Origin of the sequence: Natronomonas moolapensis 8.8.11 (assembly GCF_000591055.1) — an archaeon.
In the GTDB taxonomy this organism is placed as follows: Archaea; Halobacteriota; Halobacteria; order Halobacteriales; family Haloarculaceae; genus Natronomonas; species Natronomonas moolapensis.
In genome coordinates this window covers 559,796-576,638 of sequence record NC_020388.1, presented here as the reverse complement: position 1 = coordinate 576,638, position 16,843 = coordinate 559,796, and the positions used below count along the sequence as shown (strand labels likewise).

General features: G+C 65.4%; 25 protein-coding genes and 1 pseudogene. 23 read left to right on the top strand and 3 right to left on the bottom strand.

Going from position 1 to position 16,843, the window contains the following annotated elements:
• Positions 1-3 precede the first annotated feature (3 nt).
• The 23 genes and pseudogenes from rpl4p to secY all read left to right on the top strand — a co-directional run bounded on the left by rpl4p (position 4) and on the right by secY (position 12,393).
• A complete protein-coding gene (gene rpl4p / locus NMLP_RS02975) occupies positions 4-750 on the top strand; it encodes a 50S ribosomal protein L4 (protein ID WP_015408648.1) in 747 nt (248 codons plus the stop codon).
• The gene (locus NMLP_RS02970) at positions 747-995 is read left to right on the top strand and encodes a 50S ribosomal protein L23 (protein ID WP_015408647.1); all 249 of its coding nucleotides are present in this window, start codon (positions 747-749) and stop codon (positions 993-995) included. The genes rpl4p and NMLP_RS02970 overlap by 4 nt, the downstream gene beginning before the upstream one ends.
• 1 nt (position 996) lies before the next feature.
• Positions 997-1,728 carry a 50S ribosomal protein L2 gene (locus tag NMLP_RS02965; RefSeq protein ID WP_015408646.1) on the top strand — a complete coding sequence of 244 codons (732 nt, stop codon included), beginning with the start codon at positions 997-999 and terminating at the stop codon, positions 1,726-1,728.
• Positions 1,725-2,147, top strand: coding sequence for a 30S ribosomal protein S19 (locus NMLP_RS02960; protein ID WP_015408645.1), 423 nt, complete (start codon positions 1,725-1,727; stop codon positions 2,145-2,147). The genes NMLP_RS02965 and NMLP_RS02960 overlap by 4 nt, the downstream gene beginning before the upstream one ends.
• A gap of 2 nt (positions 2,148-2,149) precedes the next feature.
• Complete coding sequence (locus NMLP_RS02955) at positions 2,150-2,614, top strand: 50S ribosomal protein L22 (protein ID WP_015408644.1); 465 nt, start codon at positions 2,150-2,152, stop codon at positions 2,612-2,614.
• Entirely contained in the window at positions 2,614-3,519 is a 906-nt protein-coding gene (locus tag NMLP_RS02950; RefSeq protein ID WP_015408643.1) for a 30S ribosomal protein S3, read from the top strand. Before NMLP_RS02955 ends, NMLP_RS02950 begins: the two co-directional genes overlap by 1 nt.
• A gap of 2 nt (positions 3,520-3,521) precedes the next feature.
• The gene (rpmC, locus tag NMLP_RS02945) at positions 3,522-3,731 is read left to right on the top strand and encodes a 50S ribosomal protein L29 (protein ID WP_015408642.1); all 210 of its coding nucleotides are present in this window, start codon (positions 3,522-3,524) and stop codon (positions 3,729-3,731) included.
• Positions 3,728-4,051, top strand: a complete 324-nt coding sequence (locus NMLP_RS02940; RefSeq protein WP_015408641.1) for a ribonuclease P protein component 1 — start codon at positions 3,728-3,730, stop codon at positions 4,049-4,051. Before rpmC ends, NMLP_RS02940 begins: the two co-directional genes overlap by 4 nt.
• Positions 4,042-4,374, top strand: a pseudogene (locus NMLP_RS02935) (30S ribosomal protein S17); the annotation flags it as partial. The gene NMLP_RS02940 and the pseudogene NMLP_RS02935, both read left to right, overlap by 10 nt.
• 11 nt (positions 4,375-4,385) lie before the next feature.
• The gene (locus NMLP_RS02930) at positions 4,386-4,784 is read left to right on the top strand and encodes a 50S ribosomal protein L14 (protein ID WP_015408639.1); all 399 of its coding nucleotides are present in this window, start codon (positions 4,386-4,388) and stop codon (positions 4,782-4,784) included.
• A 2-nt stretch (positions 4,785-4,786) separates the two neighbouring features.
• Positions 4,787-5,149: a 50S ribosomal protein L24 gene (rplX, locus tag NMLP_RS02925; protein ID WP_015408638.1), complete on the top strand. Its 363-nt coding sequence runs from the start codon at positions 4,787-4,789 to the stop codon at positions 5,147-5,149.
• Positions 5,146-5,955 (top strand): 30S ribosomal protein S4e, encoded by an 810-nt coding sequence (locus NMLP_RS02920; RefSeq protein WP_015408637.1) that lies wholly within the window; start codon positions 5,146-5,148, stop codon positions 5,953-5,955. The genes rplX and NMLP_RS02920 overlap by 4 nt, the downstream gene beginning before the upstream one ends.
• Positions 5,952-6,494 carry a 50S ribosomal protein L5 gene (locus NMLP_RS02915; protein WP_015408636.1) on the top strand — a complete coding sequence of 181 codons (543 nt, stop codon included), beginning with the start codon at positions 5,952-5,954 and terminating at the stop codon, positions 6,492-6,494. The genes NMLP_RS02920 and NMLP_RS02915 overlap by 4 nt, the downstream gene beginning before the upstream one ends.
• Positions 6,491-6,670, top strand: a complete 180-nt coding sequence (locus NMLP_RS02910) for a 30S ribosomal protein S14 (RefSeq protein WP_015408635.1) — start codon at positions 6,491-6,493, stop codon at positions 6,668-6,670. Before NMLP_RS02915 ends, NMLP_RS02910 begins: the two co-directional genes overlap by 4 nt.
• A 2-nt stretch (positions 6,671-6,672) precedes the next feature.
• A complete protein-coding gene (locus NMLP_RS02905; protein ID WP_015408634.1) occupies positions 6,673-7,065 on the top strand; it encodes a 30S ribosomal protein S8 in 393 nt (130 codons plus the stop codon).
• Positions 7,066-7,068: 3 nt separating this feature from the next.
• Complete coding sequence (locus tag NMLP_RS02900) at positions 7,069-7,602, top strand: 50S ribosomal protein L6 (RefSeq protein WP_015408633.1); 534 nt, start codon at positions 7,069-7,071, stop codon at positions 7,600-7,602.
• Entirely contained in the window at positions 7,602-8,321 is a 720-nt protein-coding gene (locus NMLP_RS02895; RefSeq protein WP_015408632.1) for a 50S ribosomal protein L32e, read from the top strand. Before NMLP_RS02900 ends, NMLP_RS02895 begins: the two co-directional genes overlap by 1 nt.
• Positions 8,318-8,767: a 50S ribosomal protein L19e gene (locus NMLP_RS02890; RefSeq protein WP_015408631.1), complete on the top strand. Its 450-nt coding sequence runs from the start codon at positions 8,318-8,320 to the stop codon at positions 8,765-8,767. The genes NMLP_RS02895 and NMLP_RS02890 overlap by 4 nt, the downstream gene beginning before the upstream one ends.
• Positions 8,767-9,321 carry a 50S ribosomal protein L18 gene (locus NMLP_RS02885; protein ID WP_015408630.1) on the top strand — a complete coding sequence of 185 codons (555 nt, stop codon included), beginning with the start codon at positions 8,767-8,769 and terminating at the stop codon, positions 9,319-9,321. Before NMLP_RS02890 ends, NMLP_RS02885 begins: the two co-directional genes overlap by 1 nt.
• Positions 9,318-9,953 (top strand): 30S ribosomal protein S5, encoded by a 636-nt coding sequence (locus tag NMLP_RS02880; protein ID WP_015408629.1) that lies wholly within the window; start codon positions 9,318-9,320, stop codon positions 9,951-9,953. The genes NMLP_RS02885 and NMLP_RS02880 overlap by 4 nt, the downstream gene beginning before the upstream one ends.
• The gene (locus tag NMLP_RS02875) at positions 9,950-10,414 is read left to right on the top strand and encodes a 50S ribosomal protein L30 (protein WP_015408628.1); all 465 of its coding nucleotides are present in this window, start codon (positions 9,950-9,952) and stop codon (positions 10,412-10,414) included. Before NMLP_RS02880 ends, NMLP_RS02875 begins: the two co-directional genes overlap by 4 nt.
• The gene (locus NMLP_RS02870) at positions 10,414-10,914 is read left to right on the top strand and encodes an uL15m family ribosomal protein (protein WP_015408627.1); all 501 of its coding nucleotides are present in this window, start codon (positions 10,414-10,416) and stop codon (positions 10,912-10,914) included. The genes NMLP_RS02875 and NMLP_RS02870 overlap by 1 nt, the downstream gene beginning before the upstream one ends.
• Positions 10,915-12,393 carry a preprotein translocase subunit SecY gene (gene secY / locus NMLP_RS02865; RefSeq protein ID WP_015408626.1) on the top strand — a complete coding sequence of 493 codons (1,479 nt, stop codon included), beginning with the start codon at positions 10,915-10,917 and terminating at the stop codon, positions 12,391-12,393. It begins immediately after the preceding gene.
• A gap of 548 nt (positions 12,394-12,941) precedes the next feature.
• Here secY and NMLP_RS02855 read toward each other — a convergent pair.
• The 3 genes from NMLP_RS02855 to NMLP_RS02845 all read right to left on the bottom strand — a co-directional run bounded on the left by NMLP_RS02855 (position 12,942) and on the right by NMLP_RS02845 (position 16,752).
• The gene (locus tag NMLP_RS02855) at positions 12,942-13,391 is read right to left on the bottom strand and encodes a MarR family transcriptional regulator (RefSeq protein ID WP_015408624.1); all 450 of its coding nucleotides are present in this window, start codon (positions 13,389-13,391) and stop codon (positions 12,942-12,944) included.
• Positions 13,392-14,014: 623 nt separating this feature from the next.
• Positions 14,015-15,064, bottom strand: coding sequence for an AbrB/MazE/SpoVT family DNA-binding domain-containing protein (locus NMLP_RS02850; RefSeq protein WP_015408622.1), 1,050 nt, complete (start codon positions 15,062-15,064; stop codon positions 14,015-14,017).
• A 131-nt stretch (positions 15,065-15,195) separates the two neighbouring features.
• Positions 15,196-16,752, bottom strand: a complete 1,557-nt coding sequence (locus tag NMLP_RS02845; protein WP_015408621.1) for a sodium:solute symporter family protein — start codon at positions 16,750-16,752, stop codon at positions 15,196-15,198.
• Positions 16,753-16,843: the final 91 nt, after the last annotated feature.

Sequence of the window (16,843 nt, the reverse complement as noted above, 5' to 3'; positions counted from 1 at the left end):
CTCATGCAGGCAACAGTACGCGACCTGGAGGGCGACGACGCGGGCGAGGTCGAGTTGCCGGACGTCTTCGAGACGACGTTCCGGCCCGACCTCATCAAGCGCGCGGTCCTCGCCGCCCAGGCCAACCGACAGCAGGACGCAGGTACCGACGAGTACGCAGGGCTTCGGACCCCGGCGGAGTCCCAAGGCAGCGGCCGTGGGATGGCGCACGTTCCGAGACAGAACGGGCGCGCACGCGAGGTGCCGCAGGCCGTCTCCGGCCGCCCCGCACACCCGCCGAAGGCCGAGAAGGACCGCGGACTCGATATCAACACGAAGGAGCGCAAACTCGCCACGCGGAGCGCGATCGCCGCGACCGCCGACGCCGAGTTGGTCGCCGAGCGCGGCCACGACTTCGACGGCGAGCTCGAACTCCCGCTCGTCGTGAGCGACGAGTTCGAGGAGCTCGTCAAGACGAAAGAGGCCGTCGCGGTCCTCGAGACGCTGGGCGTCTACGCGGACGTCGAGCGCGCCGAGGACGGCAAGACGGTCCGCGCCGGCCGCGGGACGACCCGCGGGCGGAAGTACACGCAGCCGAAGTCGGTCCTCGTCGTCACGAGCGGGGAGCCCTCGCTCGCGGCCCGCAACCTCGCGGGCGCCGACGTGGCGACCGCCGCCGAGGTCAGCACCGAGGACCTCGCCCCCGGCACCGACGCCGGCCGGCTCACGCTGTGGACCGAGAGCGCGCTCGAGGAGGTGGCCGAGCGATGACGATCAAACACCCGCTCGTCACCGAGAAGGCGATGAACGACATGGACTTCGAGAACAAACTACAGTTCGTCTGTCACGCCGAGGCGAGCAAGCCCGAGATCGCCGAAGCCGTCGAATCACAGTTCGACGTGTCGGTCGACTCGGTCAACACGCAGGTTCGAACGCAGGGCGACAAGAAGGCGACCGTCACCCTCTCGGCGGACGACGACGCCCAGGAAGTCGCCTCACGGATCGGGGTGTTCTGAAATGGGACGACGAATCCAAGGGCAACGACGTGGTCGCGGGACGTCGACGTTCCGCGCACCCTCCCATCGGTACAAAGCGGACCTCTCGTATCGAAACGTCGAGGACGCCGACATGGTCACCGGCGAGATCGTCGGGATCGAACACGACCCCGCGCGGTCGGCGCCGCTGGCCGACGTACAGTTCGACGACGGCGACCGTCGCCTCGTCCTCGCCCCCGAAGGCGTGGCGGTCGGCGACGAGATCCAAATCGGCGTCTCCGCGGAGATCGCCCCCGGCAACACGATGCCGCTCGCGGAGATCCCCGAGGGCGTCCCCGTCTGTAACGTCGAGCGACAGCCCGGCGACGGCGGGAAGTTCGCGCGCGCCTCGGGCGTGTCAGCGACGCTTCTCACCCACGACCGCAACGCCGCTGTCGTTCAGTTGCCGAGCGGCGAGATGCGCCGGCTGTCGCCGGAGTGTCGCGCCACGGTCGGCGTGGTCGCCGGCGGCGGCCGAACGGAGAAGCCGTTCGTCAAGGCCGGCAACAAGCACCACAAAATGAAATCCCGCGGGACGAAGTACCCGCGCGTCCGCGGTGTCGCGATGAACGCCGTCGACCACCCCTTCGGTGGCGGCGGCCGACAGCACCCCGGCAAACCCAAGAGTATCTCCCGCGACGCGCCGCCGGGCCGGAAGGTCGGCGACATCGCCTCCAAACGGACCGGCCGCGGCGGGAAAGGAGGACGAGAATGAGTTCGGAATACCAGATCGGCCACGAGGGCGAGTTTCGCTACCGTGGTCACACGCTCGACGAGTTGCAGTCGATGGAGCTCGACGAGGTCGCGGAACTGCTGCCCGCACGCCAGCGGCGAACCATCAAGCGGGGCCTCTCCGTCGAACAGGAGAAGCTCCTCGAAAAAGCCCGCGAGGCGGGCGACGAGGAGACCGCGAACGATCCGATCCGGACGCATCTGCGCGGCATGCCGATCGTCCCGGCGTTCGTCGGGCTCACGTTCGCGGTCCACAACGGCCAGTCGTTCGAACGCGTCGAGGTAGAGCCGGAGATGATCGGCCACTATCTCGGGGAGTTCCAGCTGACGCGAAACTCCGTCGAGCACGGACAGGCCGGTATCGGTGCGACCCGCTCCTCGAAGTTCGTACCGCTCAAATAACCATGGGAATCAGCTACAGTGTCGACGCCGACCCGGACGAGACGGCGAAAGCCATGCTCCGGGAGCGTCACATGAGCCACAAGCACAGCAAGGAGATCGCACGGGAGATCAAAGGCAAATCGGCCGGCGAGGCCGTCGCCTATCTCGAGTCGGTCATCGAGGGTGATGTTTCCGTCCCGTTCAAATCCCACAACAGCGGTGTCGGTCACCGAAACGACATCGACGGCTGGGACGCGGGGCGGTATCCCGAGAAGGCCTCGAAGGCCTTCCTCGATCTCCTCGAGAACGCCGTCAACAACGCCGACCATCAGGGATTCGACGGGGAGGAGATGACGATCGACCACGTCGCGGCCCACAAGGTCGGGGGGTCCCCCGGCCAGAAGCCGCGGGCGTTCGGTCGCGCCTCGCAGTGGAACACCCCGCAGGTCGACGTCGAACTCGTGCTCGCACGGGAGGGCGACGAATAATGGCCGACGAACACCAGTTCATCGAGGACGGGCTTCAGCGGACCCAGATCGACGAGTTCTTTGCCGAAGAGCTCTCCCGCGCCGGCTACGGCGGCATGGACGTCGCCAAGACGCCGATGGGGACCCAGATCGTCCTGAAGGCCGAAAAGCCCGGGATGGTCATCGGCAAGGGCGGCAAGAACATCCGCAAGATCACGACGACGCTCGAAGAGGACTTCGACCTCGACGACCCCCAGATCGACGTCCAGGAGGTCGACGAGCCGGATCTGAACGCACAGATCGTCGCGGATCGGCTGGCGAACGCCCTCGAACGTGGTTGGTACTTCCGGAAGGCCGGCCACACGACCATCGATCGCATCATGGACTCGGGCGCGCTGGGCGCCGAGATCATCCTGAGCGGGAAGGTCACGGGCGCACGCTCCCGCGTCGAGAAATTCAACCGCGGCTACATCAAACACAACGGCGAACCCGCCGAAACCATCGTCGACAGCGGCGTCGGCACCGCGGTGATGAAGCTCGGCACGATCGGCGTGCGCGTGAAAATCATCCCGCCGAACGCGGAACTCCCCGACGACTTCGAGGTCTACGAGGACGTCGAGGTCTCCGAGTTCATCGAGGAACCCGAAGGCGACGTCGAAGAGCTACTCGAGGAACCCGACGAGGCCGACGCCGAATCGGTCGGTGCCGACCCCGAGGACGTTCTCGAGGAAGAGACCGCCGAGGCGGTCGAGGAAGTCCCCGAAGAGGAGGTTCTTGACGAGGACCTCGACGGCGAAACCGGCGACTCGCCGGCGGCCGACGAGGCAGGCGCTGACGAGCCCGAGGTCCTCGACGAGGACGTCGAGGCCGAGGCCGAGGAGCTCCTCGACGAGATGGAAGGCGGGGCAGACGAGGAGGCCGAGTAACGATGGCTGTTCTCCACGTCGAGGAAATCCGCGACATGACGCCCGCCGAGCGCGAGGCGGAACTCGAACAGCTCGAGACCGAGTTGCTCAACGAGAAGGCCGTGCTGGCCGCCGGTGGCGCTCCGGAGAACCCGGGCCGGATCGGCGAGTTGAAGCGCACGATCGCCCGCATGAAGACGGTACAGCGGGAGGAGGGCGACTTCGAAGAATGACCCCCGAAACGCTCGCTCGCCACGAACTCGCCGGACTCGACGTGACCGTTACGGACGCGTCGAACCCCGACTTGGTCGGGATCGGCGGCCGCGTTCGAGACGAGACGATGCGGACGCTGCTCGTGGCGGCGAGCGACGGGGTCAAACAAGTGCCGAAGGCGGGGACGACGTTCCGCTTCGCGCTCGATGAGTGCGAGGCGAGACGCGACTCGGACGACGGGAGCGGGAAGCGCCCGCGAGCCGTGATCGTCGAGGGCGACCGACTGCTCGCCCGACCCGCCCGACGCAGCGAAACACACAGAGGTTCACTATGGCAATAGGACTCGACGTAACACAGCCTCCGGAGCCCGACAACCCGGAGGAGTACGACTACGAGACGTGTCCCTTCTACGGTGAGTTGCCCGTCCGCGGGCAGGTCATCGAGGGGACGGTCGTCTCGACCGACATGGACCGTACCGTCGTCGTCGAGCGGGAGTACGAGGTGAACGTACCCAAATACGATCGTCAGATGAAGCGACGATCGAAGATTCCGGCACACGTGCCGGGGGTACTGGAACCGCTCGCCGTTGGCGACGACGTGAAGATCGCGGAGACACGACCGCTCTCGAAGACGAAGAGCCACGTCGTAGTCGAAGTCACGGAGGCTGATGCCTGATGGAGGCACTCAACGCCGACGTGACTCAAGGACTAGAGAAAGGCTCGCTCATCACGTGTGCCGACAACACCGGCGCGCGCGAGTTGCGAGTCGTCTCCACGGCCGGCTACTCCGGCACCAAGAACCGCCACCCGAAGGCGGGACTCGGTGACAAGGTGACCGTCTCGGTCACCAAGGGGACACCGGAGATGCGACGGCAGGTCCTCGAGGCGGTCGTCATCCGCCAGCGCAAGCCGATCCGACGCCCCGACGGTACGCGCGTGAAGTTCGAGGACAACGCGGCCGTCATCGTCGACGAGAACGAGGATCCCCGCGGGACGGAACTCAAAGGACCGATCGCCCGGGAGGTCGCCGAGCGCTTCGGCTCGATCGCTTCGACGGCAACCATGATCGTATAGCTATGACACGACAACCAACCAAACAGCGCAACCGACAGGAGCGCGCCCCGCTGCACGAAAAACAAAAGCAGGTTCGTGCGCCGCTATCGCCGGAGCTCCGCGAGGAGTACGGCCAGCGGAGCGTCCGCGTCAACGCGGGCGATACGGTCGAGGTCCAGCGCGGCGACTTCGCCGGCGAGTCCGGCGAGGTCGTCGAGGTGAATCTCCGCCACGCGGAGATCCACGTCGAGGACGTGACCCACGAGACGGCGGACGGCGAGGAGGTTCCCCGTCCGCTCGAAGCGAGCAACGTCCAGGTGACGGATCTCGACCTCGACGACGAGGTTCGCGAGGCGCGCCTCGAAGCCGAGGAGGACGACGAATGACGAAACATCAAAAACGGCTGGCCGTGCCGAAATCGTGGCCGGTCGAACGGAAAGAAGAGACGTACACGACGAAGGCCGCGGCGGGTCCGCACGGCGAGGCGGGGGTCCCCCTGCTCATCGTCCTGCGCGACGTGCTCGGCTACGCCGACTCGAAGAAGGAGACGCGCTACGCGCTCGAACAGGACAGCGTCCTGGTCAACGGGAAAGCCGTCTCCGACGAGCGCCAGCCGATCGGGATGTTCGACATCCTGGCGTTCCGGGAGCGCGAGGAGTACTACCGCGTGTTTCCCGACGAGGGCGGCCGGCTCTCGTTGACCCCGATCGATGCCGAGTCGGCAGGATCGAAACTCGGAAAGATCGTCGGCAAGGCGCAGGTGCCGGGCGGCGACACCCAGTTGACGCTTCACGACGGACAGACGCTGCTCGTCGAGGACGCGACGACCTACGACGGCAACGACTCGATCGTCGTTTCCAACGACGCCGAGGAGATCGTAGCCCACTTCACGTACGAGAAGGGCGCGCTCGTGACAGCCGTCAGCGGGGCCCACGCGGGCCGAATCGGGACGATCGACGAGATCCAGGTCACCCCCGGATCCTCGCCGAACAACGTCCTGATCGAAGCCGCCGGTGGCGAGGGCCGCTTCGAGACGATCGAGGAGTACGTCGTCGTCATCGACGAGAACTTCACCGACGGCGGCGCGGACGACGCTGACGCCGAGGCCGACGACGCCGAGGCCGACGACGTTGAGGCCGACGACGTTGAGGCCGACGACGTTGAGGCCGACGACGGAGGTGACGACGAATGAGCTCCGAGTCCGAGGCGGGCGAGTTCCACGAGATGCGAGAGCCGACCGTCGAGAAGGTCGTCGTCCACATGGGCGTCGGCCGGGGCGGCGAACCGCTCGCGCAGGCCGAGGAGATCCTCGGCGAGGTCGCGGGCCAACAGCCGGTTCGCACGACCGCGAAACGGACGATTCAGGACTTCAACGTCCGCGAGGGCGATCCGATCGGCGCGAAGGTCACGCTGCGTGGCGAGGACGCGGCCGCGTTCCTCGAGACGGCGCTGCCGTTGGCGGCGCTGCGCGAGGCGCAGTTCGACGAGACCGGTAACTTCAGTTTCGGCGTCGAGGAGCACACCGACTTCCCGAGCCAGGAGTACGACCCCGATATCGGGATCTACGGCCTCGACGTGACGGTCAACCTGGTTCGGCCCGGCTATCGGGTCAGCAAGCGCGACAAGATGGCCCGGCCGATCCCGGCGAGACACCGGTTGACAGCCGAGGACGCGATCGCGTTCCTCGAATCGAACTTCGACGTGGACGTCGCTGCGGAGGAGACAGCATGAGCGAATCAGAATCCGAACAACGAACGGGCGAGCAGGCCGCAAAGCGAACCGGCCAGCTCGAAGCGTGCCAGCGCTGCGAACGCGAGCAGGGACTCGTCGGCAAGTACGACATCTGGTTGTGCCGACAGTGCTTCCGCGAGATCGCACGCGGTATGGGCTTCAGGAAGTACAGCTAACCATGGCGGACAACGATCCACTGGCCAGCGCGCTGTCGGGACTCGACAACGCCGAGAGCGTCGGCCATCTCGAACAGACGATACAGCCCGCCTCGAACGAAATCGGCTCCGTGCTCGAGGTCTTTTACGACCGCGGGTACGTCGGCGGCTTCCAGTTCGTCGACGACGGCAAGGCCGGGCGATTCGAGGTCGAACTGAACGGCGCTATCAACGAGTGTGGCACGGTCAAGCCCCGCTACGCGGCGGGCGCGGACGACTTCGAGAAGTGGGAGAAACGGTTCCTCCCCGCCCGGGATTACGGGACGCTCATCGTCACGACCAGCCACGGCGTCATGAGCCACTACGAGGCCCGCGAAGAGGGCGTCGGTGGACAGGTAATCGCGTACGTGTTCTGACCAATGCGACGAGAAATCCACATTCCGGACGAAATCACGGCGACGATGGACCACCTCGAGTTGACCGTCGAGGGGCCCGAAGGGAGCGTCACGCGACGCCTCTGGTATCCCGACATTTCGGTGACGGTCGAGGGCGACTCGATCGCCATCGTCTCCGGGGCGGAGGACGCAAAGACCAACTCGACGGTCGGCACCTTCGAGAGCCACGTGACGAACATGATTCACGGCGTGACCGAGGGCTGGGAGTACGACATGGAGGTGTTTTACTCTCACTTCCCGATGCAGGTCTCCGTACAGGACGGGGAGGTCGTCATCGAGAACTTCCTCGGCGAGAAGGCGCCGCGACGGACGCCCGTCCGCGGCAACACCGAGGTCTCGGTCGACGGGGAGGAGCTGACGATCCGCGGCCCGAACATCGAGGACGTCGGCCAGACGGCGGCCGACATCGAGCAACTGACGCGCGTCCCGGACAAGGACACCCGCGTCTTCCAGGACGGCGTCTACATCACGGGAATGCCGGACCGAGGTGATGTCTAATGAGTGACGAAGAACCAGACGACGAGTACGAGGCACTGACCGACATCAGCGGCGTCGGCGAGGCGAAAGCCGAGAACCTCCGCGAGGCGGGCGTCGAGACGGTCGACGACATCCGCCAGCTCAGCCAGGAGGAACTCTCGGACATCGACGGGATCGGCAACGCGCTCGCCGCCCGGATCAAGGCCGACGTCGGCGACCTCGAGGTCGCTGCCGAAACGGACGCCGAGGTCGAAGACGAGACGCCAGAGGCGGCCGAGACGGCCGACGAAGACGTCGAGACCGAACTGCGGCCCCGCGGGCTGGCCGACAAGACCCCGGAGCTTTCCGAGGACGAAGAACGGCTGCTCACCCAGCGCGACCGCGTCGGGAAACCGCAGTTCAACCGGCAGGACTACCATATGAAAAAGCGAACGCCGGAGTCGTGGCGTCGCCCCCGCGGCGGGCTCTCGAAACAGCGCCGCGGCGTCAAGGGCAAGGGTCCGACGGTCGAGGCCGGCTTCCGGACGCCGAAGGCGGTCCGCGGCCGCCACCCGAGCGGCTTCGAGGAGGTCCGCGTCGAGAACACGGACGACCTCGAGGGCGTCGACGGCGACCGGGAGGCCGTCCGAATCGGCTCGACGGTCGGGGCTCGCAAGCGCGAGCGCATCGAAGAGCAGGCCGAGGCCGCGGGCATCCGCGTCCTCAACCCGACCTACGTCGAGCGGGAGGTCGAAGAATGACGGATCTGAAAGCACAAAAGCGGCTCGCCGCGGACATCCTCGACGTCGGGGAAAACCGCGTCCGGTTCGATCCGGACGAGCAGGCCGAAATCGCCGACGCGATCACGCGTGACGACGTTCGCGAGTTGATCGATTCGGGGATCATCGAGGCCGAAACCGCGACGGGGAACTCCCGCGGTCGGGCCCGGAAGCGACAGGAGAAACGCGCCTACGGACACCAGACGGGACACGGCTCCCGGAAGGGTCGCTCCGGCGGGCGACAGAACGACAAAGAGGACTGGCAGAGCCGAATCCGCGCCCAGCGCCGCGAGCTGCGCGAGCTGCGCGACGACGGCGAGATCGACAGATCACAGTACCGCGAGCTGTACGACCAAGCCAGCGGCGGCGAGTTCGACAGCGTCGCGGATCTGAACCGATACATAACCGAAACCTACGGAGAACAATAATGGCGACAGGACCACGATACACGGTGCCGATGCGGCGTCGCCGCGAGGCCCGAACGGACTACCATCAGAGGTTGCGCCTGCTGAAATCCGGCAAACCACGCCTGGTCGCTCGCAAGAGCAACAACCACACCAGGGCGCAGCTGACCGTGACGGGCGTCGACGGCGACGAGACGGTGGTCGAGGCGACCTCGGCTGACCTCCCGGCGTTCGGCTGGGAGGCCCCGACAGGGAACCTGCCCGCCGCGTATTTGACCGGCTATCTGGCCGGCCTGCGCGCGGTCGAGGCGGGACTCGAGGAGGCGGTCCTCGACATCGGACTCAACACCGCGACGCCCGGTAACAAGGTGTTCGCAGTACAGGAAGGTGCAATCGACGCGGGGCTGGAGGTTCCGCATAACGACGACGTCTTCGCCGACTGGCAGCGGACTCGCGGGAGTCACATCGCCGAGTACGCGGAGACGCTCGACGGGGGTCTCTACTCCGGCGAGTTCGACGCGACGGAGCTTCCCGGCCACTTTGACGAGGTGCGAGAGCGCCTGGAGGATGAATTATGAGCAACGGATGGGAGCCGCGAACGCGGCTCGGACGGAAGGTAGCGGACGGCGAGATCACCTCGATGCGCGACGCCTTGCAGTCGGGGCTCCCGCTGAAGGAACCGCAGATAGTCGACCAGCTCCTGCCGGGGCTGGAAGACGAAGTGCTGGACATCAACATGGTCCAGCGGATGACCGACTCGGGCCGGCGCGTGAAGTTCCGGTGTGTCGTCGTCGTGGGCAACCGCGACGGCTACGTCGGCTACGCGCAGGGCCGCGACGATCAGGTCGGCGGCGCGATCCAGAAGGCCATCGAGGTCGCGAAAATGAATATCATCGACGTACCGCTCGGTTCGGGGTCGTGGGAGGACCGCCCCGGCGGGCGGAACTCGCTGATGCGGCGGACGACCGGCAAGGCCGGCTCCGTCGAGGTCGAACTCGAACCCGCACCGCGCGGACTCGGGCTCGCCGCGGCACCGACGGTTCGGCACGTGCTCGAACTCGCCGGCGTCGAGGACGCCTGGACGAACTCCCACGGCAACACCCGGACGACGCTCAACCTGGCGAAGGCGACGTACAACGCCCTGCAGAACGCTTCGGAGTCCCGGACGCCCCAACACGCCCGGAAGATCCAACAGGAGGCGAACGAATGAAAGCGATCGTCCAACTGCGCGGGGAGGTCAACCAGAGCGAAGCCGTTCGCGACACGCTCGGTATGCTCAACCTCCACCGCGTCAACCACGCGACGCTCGTCCCGGAGACGGACACCTACGAGGGGATGGTGACGAAGGTCAACGACTGGGTCGCTCACGGCGAACCCTCCGTCGAGACCGTCGAGTTGCTCCTCGAAACCCGCGGCGAGCCCGCGGAGGGCGACGCGGACATCGACGACGCCTGGGTGACAGAGCACACCGACTACGCCGACCTCGGAGCGTTGGCCGACGCGCTCGCCGGCGAGGAGACGACGCTGCAGGCCGAGGGGCTCGCCCCGACGCTGCGGCTGCACCCACCCCGCGGCGGCCACGACGGAATCAAACACCCGACGACGGAGGGCGGGCAACTCGGTCCGCACGCGACCGAGGAGATCGACGACCTGCTGGAGGCGATGCGATAATGACTTCCAAGAAACGACGACAGCGCGGCTCCCGGACGCACGGCGGCGGCACGCACAAGAACCGACGCGGAGCCGGCCATCGCGGCGGCCGCGGAAACGCAGGTCGCGACAAACACGAGTTCCACAACCACGAACCGCTTGGCAAATCCGGCTTCAAGCGCCCACAGAAGACCCGTCGGGACGTCGAGACGGTCAACCTGCGCGAGCTCGACGAAGACGTCGCGATCTTGGTCGACGACGGCGTCGCCGAGACGTCGGACGACGGCTACGCGATCGACGCTCGCGACCTCGTCGACGACGGCCACGAGGCCGACGTGGTGAAGGTCCTCGGCGCGGGCCAGGTGTACAACGAACTCGAGGTCGTCGCGGACGCGTTCTCCGAGAGCGCGACCGAGGCGATAGCGGCGGCCGGCGGCGAGGCCGTCCTCTCAGAGCGGGGCGAGGAACTCGCGACCGAAGCCGAAAAAGACACAACCGACGAGGACAACGAGGAAGCGTAAATGAGTTGGAAGGAGGCCGCCGAACCGGTGCTCACGCGGCTGCCTGCCGTCAGACGGCCGGCCAAGCACGTTCCGTTCAAGCGGAAGCTCGGCTGGACTGCGGGCGTGCTCGTGTTGTACTTTTTCCTGACGAACGTCGGGATCTATGGGCTCGGGCAGAACTCCGATATCTTCGGGCAGTTCCGGACGATCCTCGCGGGCGCACAGGGATCGATACTGCAGGTGGGGATCGGCCCGATCGTCACGGCGTCGATCGTGCTACAGCTGCTCGGCGGGGCGGACCTGCTGGGGCTGGACACGGAGCAGAACCCCCGCGATCAGGCGCTGTATCAGGGTCTCCAGAAGCTACTCGTCATCGTGATGACGACGCTGACCGCCCTGCCGATGGTGTTCGCCGGCTTCCTCCAACCCAGCACCCAGATCGCCAACTCCCTTGGCGTCTCGACGTCCGTGCTCGGGTGGATCATGTTCGCCCAGATCTTCATGGGCGGTATGTTGATCCTCTACATGGACGAGATCATCTCCAAGTGGGGCGTCGGCAGCGGGATCGGGCTGTTCATTATCGCCGGCGTGAGCCAGCGGCTCATCGGCGGGTTCTTCGCCTGGAGTGGCCTCGGGGCTGGATACGTCGGCTTCTTCCCGCGGTGGTTCGGCATCCTCACCGGCGACGTCGAGATGGGTCCGGCGTTGACGCGGACTGGCCTGTTCGATCTGTTCTTGGGGCCCGGCGAGTTGCTCGCGTTGATCACGACGCTTCTCATCTTCGGGGTCGTCGTCTACGCGGAGTCCGTCAGAGTCGAGATCCCGCTCAGCCACGCCCGCGTGAAGGGCGCCCGGGGCCGGTTCCCGGTGAAGCTGATCTACGCGAGCGTCCTGCCGATGATTCTCGTTCGTGCCCTGCAGGCGAACATCCAGTTCCTCGGCCGCATTCTCAACGCCCAGTGGGCGGGGATGCCGGCTTTGTTGGGCGATTACGCCGGTACCGAGGGCGGCTTCGCCGAACCGACCGGTGGGCTGTTCTACTATCTCGCCCCCATCTACTCCCCGGGAGACTGGATGTGGTGGCTCGGCGAGACCGCCGCCGCGCCCTGGAAGATCATGCTCCGGGTCGGCGTGGACCTGACCTTCATGATCGTCGGCGGCGCGATCTTCGCCGTCTTCTGGGTCGAGACGACCGACATGGGGCCGCGCGCGACCGCACGACAGATCCAAAACTCCGGGATGCAGATCCCCGGGTTCCGACAGTCGCCGGGCGTCACGGAAAAAGTGCTCGAACGGTACATCCCACAGGTCACCGTCATCGGCGGTGCCCTGGTCGGGCTGCTCGCCGTCATGGCGAACATGCTCGGCACGATCGGACAGGTGTCCGGGACCGGACTCCTGCTCACCGTCTCCATCACCTACAAGCTCTACGAGGAGATCGCCGAGGAGCAGATGATGGAGATGCACCCGATGATGCGCCAGATGTTCGGCGATTAAAAGAACAATTAGAGAACGTAAACGGGCGTTCTGGACGTTCTTTCCCTGTTTTATCAAAATCGTTCGCTCACTCGCGGAAGGCTGTTGATGAGACGCCGTCTCTTGATTCGACTGACTTACTGTCACTCTGGAACCGCTGTGTGAACTGATCCCATCTGGGTTCAGTACTCACTCTGAAGCCGAACGTGTTGCAGCAACAACCTCGGTCAAAAGAATGTTCCAGGTTTCATCCGCGTCAAGATGGAACCGAGTCTCCAACCCCGACCCCACCAGTCGAGTGCATTGCGGAGCGATACCGGAGTCGAAGACCAACGCTATGAGCGAATCATCCCGTCGATCGTATCCGCAATGAGTCCCAGCCCGTCGCGTGTCAACTCGCCAGACGGGAGAGTGTCCCGAATCGACGAGAGTGGAATCGTGTAGATCGCCCACGGCATCACGTAACTCGTCTTTCGTAACTCGACGCCGTCAACGTACTCGTGCGGGAGCCGCCTCACATCGTGCGAGTAATACGGCATGAGTAGAGGGTGTGAACGATTGGTCGAGTGTTACGCCTCGTCGTCTTCAGCTGCGATCCATTCTTCCGGCGTGGGTTCCTCGCGCGGTGTATCTCGTTCCTGCAGGCGGTCGTTCGGGAGTTCCGTTTTCGCGCTCGTACCGGTTTGCTCGACGTCGTCCGGATCGATCCCAGCTTCAGGGTACCGAGACAGCATCGTGTCGAGTGAGACGAGGCTTTGTGCGAACCGGCGGAGGTCCTCGCGGTGGTCGAGGCCGTGGTAGAGCCCGTCGCTCGTTTTCTCGACGAGTCCCTCGTCATGGAGTCGGGAGAGTGTCCCGGACACGGTTCCACGCGGCAGGTCGAGTTCGTCTCGGATTTCCGCGGGTGTGAAGCCGAGATTCGTGTCCTGGTACAGTAGTTTGATGATTTTGGCTTTGTTCGTCTCTGGTCGGACCGTGATTGGGTCGTCAGGGTCGCGTTTGCGAAGATCGATCGGCATTTTGAGTGTACGCGTTTGTACGCATTTGTAGCGCATAACCATACTGGTGATCACGGACGACACCGCGCCACAGAACCATCAAACCGAAGTTGACCAGTTGGCGTGGAGAGGAAGTGGTTCGAGGAGCACTCCGGTCCCCCTATACACGGACTGAGTGTACTCCGGGGTGATGAGACACGAGAACATGTACGCGATGTGATTCAAAATGCAAATGATCACAACGAAACAGAGTTCTCGAACGCTCTATTGGAAGCCATCGAGCACGAGCGCGACGAGACGTTCGAAAGCTCTGAATCGATTTGAATGGCCACCCCACGGGGGTAGCCGTTCTTTTGCTGTCGCGGCAGATGTTCGGCGACTAACACCGAATCTGCGCACGTTTTTGGGGGCGGATCATCCATCGTAGCGTATACCTATCGCGGGGGCTGCATCTCACGAGCCAGGACAGGCCCGTATCGCTGCCTTGCTGACGGAGCCCGGTGGTCCGTTCGTGGGTGCGCCGGTCGAGGGACGGCACCACGGACGGATGCAGCTTCCCCCGACGCTTCCCGGTTGGAGCCGATTGGTAACAATACCCGAACACTCTGCAGGCGTCCGAGAGAGTCGGACGCGCCCGGGCCCGTTCACCGGTCGTTCCGCGTCACGACGTCCGGGCTCTCCCTGAAAGCGAGGTGGGTCGCCACGTCGAGGGTGTCCTCAGCGTGGCGCGCGCTGCGTTCGAAGAGGAGGTGAATCCGGTGGAGCGCGAGCAGCGGCTCCGGCCGTTCGGTTTCGAGGTGATCGATCGCGGCCGCGGACCGGTCGTGAAACCGGTCAATCCGCTCGCGGGCCGCCGTCACCCGGGCGTACTCCGGGTCGACGACCGCTTCCCGAACGGCTTCGGCGGCCCCGCCGAGGCCCGCGTGGACCGACTCGACGCCCTCGGCCACCTCGCCGGGCAGGGGGTCCTCGATCCGATCGGCGGCGATGGAGGCGATCTCGTCTGCGATCCCGGCCATCAGGGCGACGTCCTGTGCGGCGGATCGGTAGCCGATGAGCGGAAAGCCGGTTCCGACGCCGACGGCCTGGTTGAGTCGGGGGTTCCGATACGTGGTGAACACGAGCCTGAGAAACAGCGAAAACAGCTTTTTCAGCTGTGGGCTCCGGTTTCGCGCGCGACGGGCGGCCGCCGGATCGCCTTCGAGGAGGGCGTCGACGGCGCTCGATCGAATCGTCGCCTCGGTCCGCCCCAGTCGGCCGAACAGCGTCGGCAGATCGAAGTCCCCGGGGTCGACCGAACAGCGGATCGTGATGTGGGTAGCCGACTCCTCGACGACGCCGAGTCCCATCAGGCGGCGTTCGGCGTCGAGGACGGCGTCGTACTGCCCCGGATCGAGGCCGTTCTCGGCCTCGATCCGTATGAACCCTCGGCCGAGTACGTACTGTGTGACGACCGCCCGCGAGAGCGCGTCGGCGCTCATCTCCCCGGCGGCGATGGTGGTCTCTGTTTCGGTGAGCGCGGGGTGCTCCGGGGTGACAAGCAACGAGTTGCCGTTCTCGTCGCGTTGGACGATGAGTTCGTCGCCCTTCTCGAGGTCGTGGTGGTGTGCCCACTCGGCGGGCACAGTCACGGCGAGCGTCGAGGAGCCCAACTGCTGGGCTTTCCGGCGGATACGCAGGTCGTCACCTTTCATCGACGACACCATCGAACTGGAATAAACAAAACCATTCGACACCGAAATCCACGAGCCTTGCGTGTATAAATCTCTTGGTGAATGTTCGAACAACTATGTTCGGTATAAACGTACTATGCCCGGGCAGGCAGTCACTCGTCGTCGTTCTCGCCGCTGGCGACGACGGTGCGCCGTCCGCCCCGGTCGAGTTCGCGCGCGCCGTAGCTGTCCTTCGTGGCGTAAGCGACGACGACGAAAGCGACGAGGCTGACGGCCGCCGCGATGAACGTCGGCAACCCGTCGAACGAGGCGGTGAAGATGTCGTTCTCGATGTACAGCAGGGTGTTCTCGTAGGCGTACGTCGTCGGGACGAGCACGAACAGGGCCAGCCGCGTCGCGGAGCCGCCGACCATCGACGCGAGCGCGGCGGGGGTGTTGGCCATTTCCGACCAGTAGAGCCCCAACACGAGCGGGACGAACGCCCCGGCCAGCATGATATCGAAGGCCAACACGAGCAACATCCCGGTCGCCGAGACCCGGATCGCAAAGAAAATCCCGAGCAGCGTAATCGGGATCGACATCAGGCGGGTGACTGTGAGCAGTCGGTCGCTGTCGGTGTCGAGCAACTCCTCGTCGGAGCCACCGTCGGTCGCGACGGCCGTGCTCTCGTCGACGCGGATATTGCCGATGTTGCGGGCGATGACCGCGGAGGTGCCCAAGATCGCGCCGTCGCTCGTCGAGAACGACGCGGCGAGGATGCCGGCGATGACGAGCGCGCCGAGCCACGGCGGTACCGCGTTCTGCAACAGCGCGTAGAGGACGGCCTGGTTGCCGGCCTCGACGCCGAGCGAGGAGAGAATGGGGTTCGCCGACAGCGCCACGACGGAGAAGGGAACGCCGATGACGAGCGTGCCGGCGGCGCCGATGAAACACGCCTTCCGGGCGGTCTCTGGGCTGTCGGCCGCGAAGACCCGCTCCATGAAGTCGATGGCGACGATGTCGCCCAGCCCGAGGGCGACGATCGTCGCGAGGTTGATGTAGGCGCCCTGGCTCGGGTCGGTCAACTGGCCGACGTTCGTCGGCCCCATTCCGTCTGGGATGGTGATCCCGTACTGTGTCGCGACGAAGACGATGAGCGCGACCGACCCGACGAACGCCACGCCGGCCTGCAGGAAGTCGGTGTAGGCGACCGAGAACAGCCCCCCGGCGACCGTGTAGGTGAGGACGAGCGCGGCGATGAGGAACACGCCGACCTGGAAGCTCGTCCCGACGAAGATCTCGAAGAGGAACCCGCCGGCGACGAGGTTCCCGGCCAGGAGGAACGCGTAGGCGACCGACATGATGACGCTGGCGAGGACCTCGGCGGTCCGGCCGTACTTTCGACGGTAGAAGTCCGGCAGCGTCGTGAGGTTCATCCGGTTCATCGGCTTGGCGAAGAACAGGCCGGTGAGGAACAGACACAGCGCCAATCCGACCGGCAGCGCGGCCCCGGCCCAGAAGCCGAAGGAGGCGACCAGATCGGTGTTGCCGAGCGTCGCGTTCGAGTCCAGCGACTGGGCCATGAGCGTCGCCGCCGCCAGCGGGAGGACAAGCCCCCGGCCGGCGACAATGTAATTGACGCTGTCGCCTTTGACCTTCCGGGCGACGTAGAACCCGATGCCCAACATCGCGACGATGATGCCGACGATCCCGTAGAGGATGACGCTCATCGCGGTCGTCCCCCCGCCGATCCGACCCAATTTATTACGTGTTCGTCTACTCTATCGAAATTAATCCGTTTTTTCGCGTACATATTCCCAA

Bases quoted from the DNA above. Each gene is read 5' to 3' on its own strand.
- NMLP_RS02845 (WP_015408621.1), bottom strand. From the start codon at position 16,752: ATGAGCGTCATCCTCTACGGGATCGTCGGCATCATCGTCGCGATGTTG.
- NMLP_RS02850 (WP_015408622.1), bottom strand. From the start codon at position 15,064: ATGAAAGGTGACGACCTGCGTATCCGCCGGAAAGCCCAGCAGTTGGGC.
- NMLP_RS02950 (WP_015408643.1), top strand. From the start codon at position 2,614: ATGGCCGACGAACACCAGTTCATCGAGGACGGGCTTCAGCGGACCCAG.
- rplX (WP_015408638.1), top strand. From the start codon at position 4,787: ATGACACGACAACCAACCAAACAGCGCAACCGACAGGAGCGCGCCCCG.
- NMLP_RS02965 (WP_015408646.1), top strand. From the start codon at position 997: ATGGGACGACGAATCCAAGGGCAACGACGTGGTCGCGGGACGTCGACG.
- NMLP_RS02870 (WP_015408627.1), top strand. From the start codon at position 10,414: ATGACTTCCAAGAAACGACGACAGCGCGGCTCCCGGACGCACGGCGGC.
- NMLP_RS02930 (WP_015408639.1), top strand. From the start codon at position 4,386: ATGGAGGCACTCAACGCCGACGTGACTCAAGGACTAGAGAAAGGCTCG.
- NMLP_RS02895 (WP_015408632.1), top strand. From the start codon at position 7,602: ATGAGTGACGAAGAACCAGACGACGAGTACGAGGCACTGACCGACATC.
- NMLP_RS02900 (WP_015408633.1), top strand. From the start codon at position 7,069: ATGCGACGAGAAATCCACATTCCGGACGAAATCACGGCGACGATGGAC.
- NMLP_RS02960 (WP_015408645.1), top strand. From the start codon at position 1,725: ATGAGTTCGGAATACCAGATCGGCCACGAGGGCGAGTTTCGCTACCGT.
- NMLP_RS02875 (WP_015408628.1), top strand. From the start codon at position 9,950: ATGAAAGCGATCGTCCAACTGCGCGGGGAGGTCAACCAGAGCGAAGCC.
- NMLP_RS02920 (WP_015408637.1), top strand. From the start codon at position 5,146: ATGACGAAACATCAAAAACGGCTGGCCGTGCCGAAATCGTGGCCGGTC.
- NMLP_RS02880 (WP_015408629.1), top strand. From the start codon at position 9,318: ATGAGCAACGGATGGGAGCCGCGAACGCGGCTCGGACGGAAGGTAGCG.
- NMLP_RS02955 (WP_015408644.1), top strand. From the start codon at position 2,150: ATGGGAATCAGCTACAGTGTCGACGCCGACCCGGACGAGACGGCGAAA.
- NMLP_RS02885 (WP_015408630.1), top strand. From the start codon at position 8,767: ATGGCGACAGGACCACGATACACGGTGCCGATGCGGCGTCGCCGCGAG.
- NMLP_RS02855 (WP_015408624.1), bottom strand. From the start codon at position 13,391: ATGCCGATCGATCTTCGCAAACGCGACCCTGACGACCCAATCACGGTC.
- secY (WP_015408626.1), top strand. From the start codon at position 10,915: ATGAGTTGGAAGGAGGCCGCCGAACCGGTGCTCACGCGGCTGCCTGCC.
- NMLP_RS02890 (WP_015408631.1), top strand. From the start codon at position 8,318: ATGACGGATCTGAAAGCACAAAAGCGGCTCGCCGCGGACATCCTCGAC.
- rpmC (WP_015408642.1), top strand. From the start codon at position 3,522: ATGGCTGTTCTCCACGTCGAGGAAATCCGCGACATGACGCCCGCCGAG.
- NMLP_RS02910 (WP_015408635.1), top strand. From the start codon at position 6,491: ATGAGCGAATCAGAATCCGAACAACGAACGGGCGAGCAGGCCGCAAAG.
- NMLP_RS02905 (WP_015408634.1), top strand. From the start codon at position 6,673: ATGGCGGACAACGATCCACTGGCCAGCGCGCTGTCGGGACTCGACAAC.
- NMLP_RS02940 (WP_015408641.1), top strand. From the start codon at position 3,728: ATGACCCCCGAAACGCTCGCTCGCCACGAACTCGCCGGACTCGACGTG.
- NMLP_RS02970 (WP_015408647.1), top strand. From the start codon at position 747: ATGACGATCAAACACCCGCTCGTCACCGAGAAGGCGATGAACGACATG.
- NMLP_RS02915 (WP_015408636.1), top strand. From the start codon at position 5,952: ATGAGCTCCGAGTCCGAGGCGGGCGAGTTCCACGAGATGCGAGAGCCG.
- rpl4p (WP_015408648.1), top strand. From the start codon at position 4: ATGCAGGCAACAGTACGCGACCTGGAGGGCGACGACGCGGGCGAGGTC.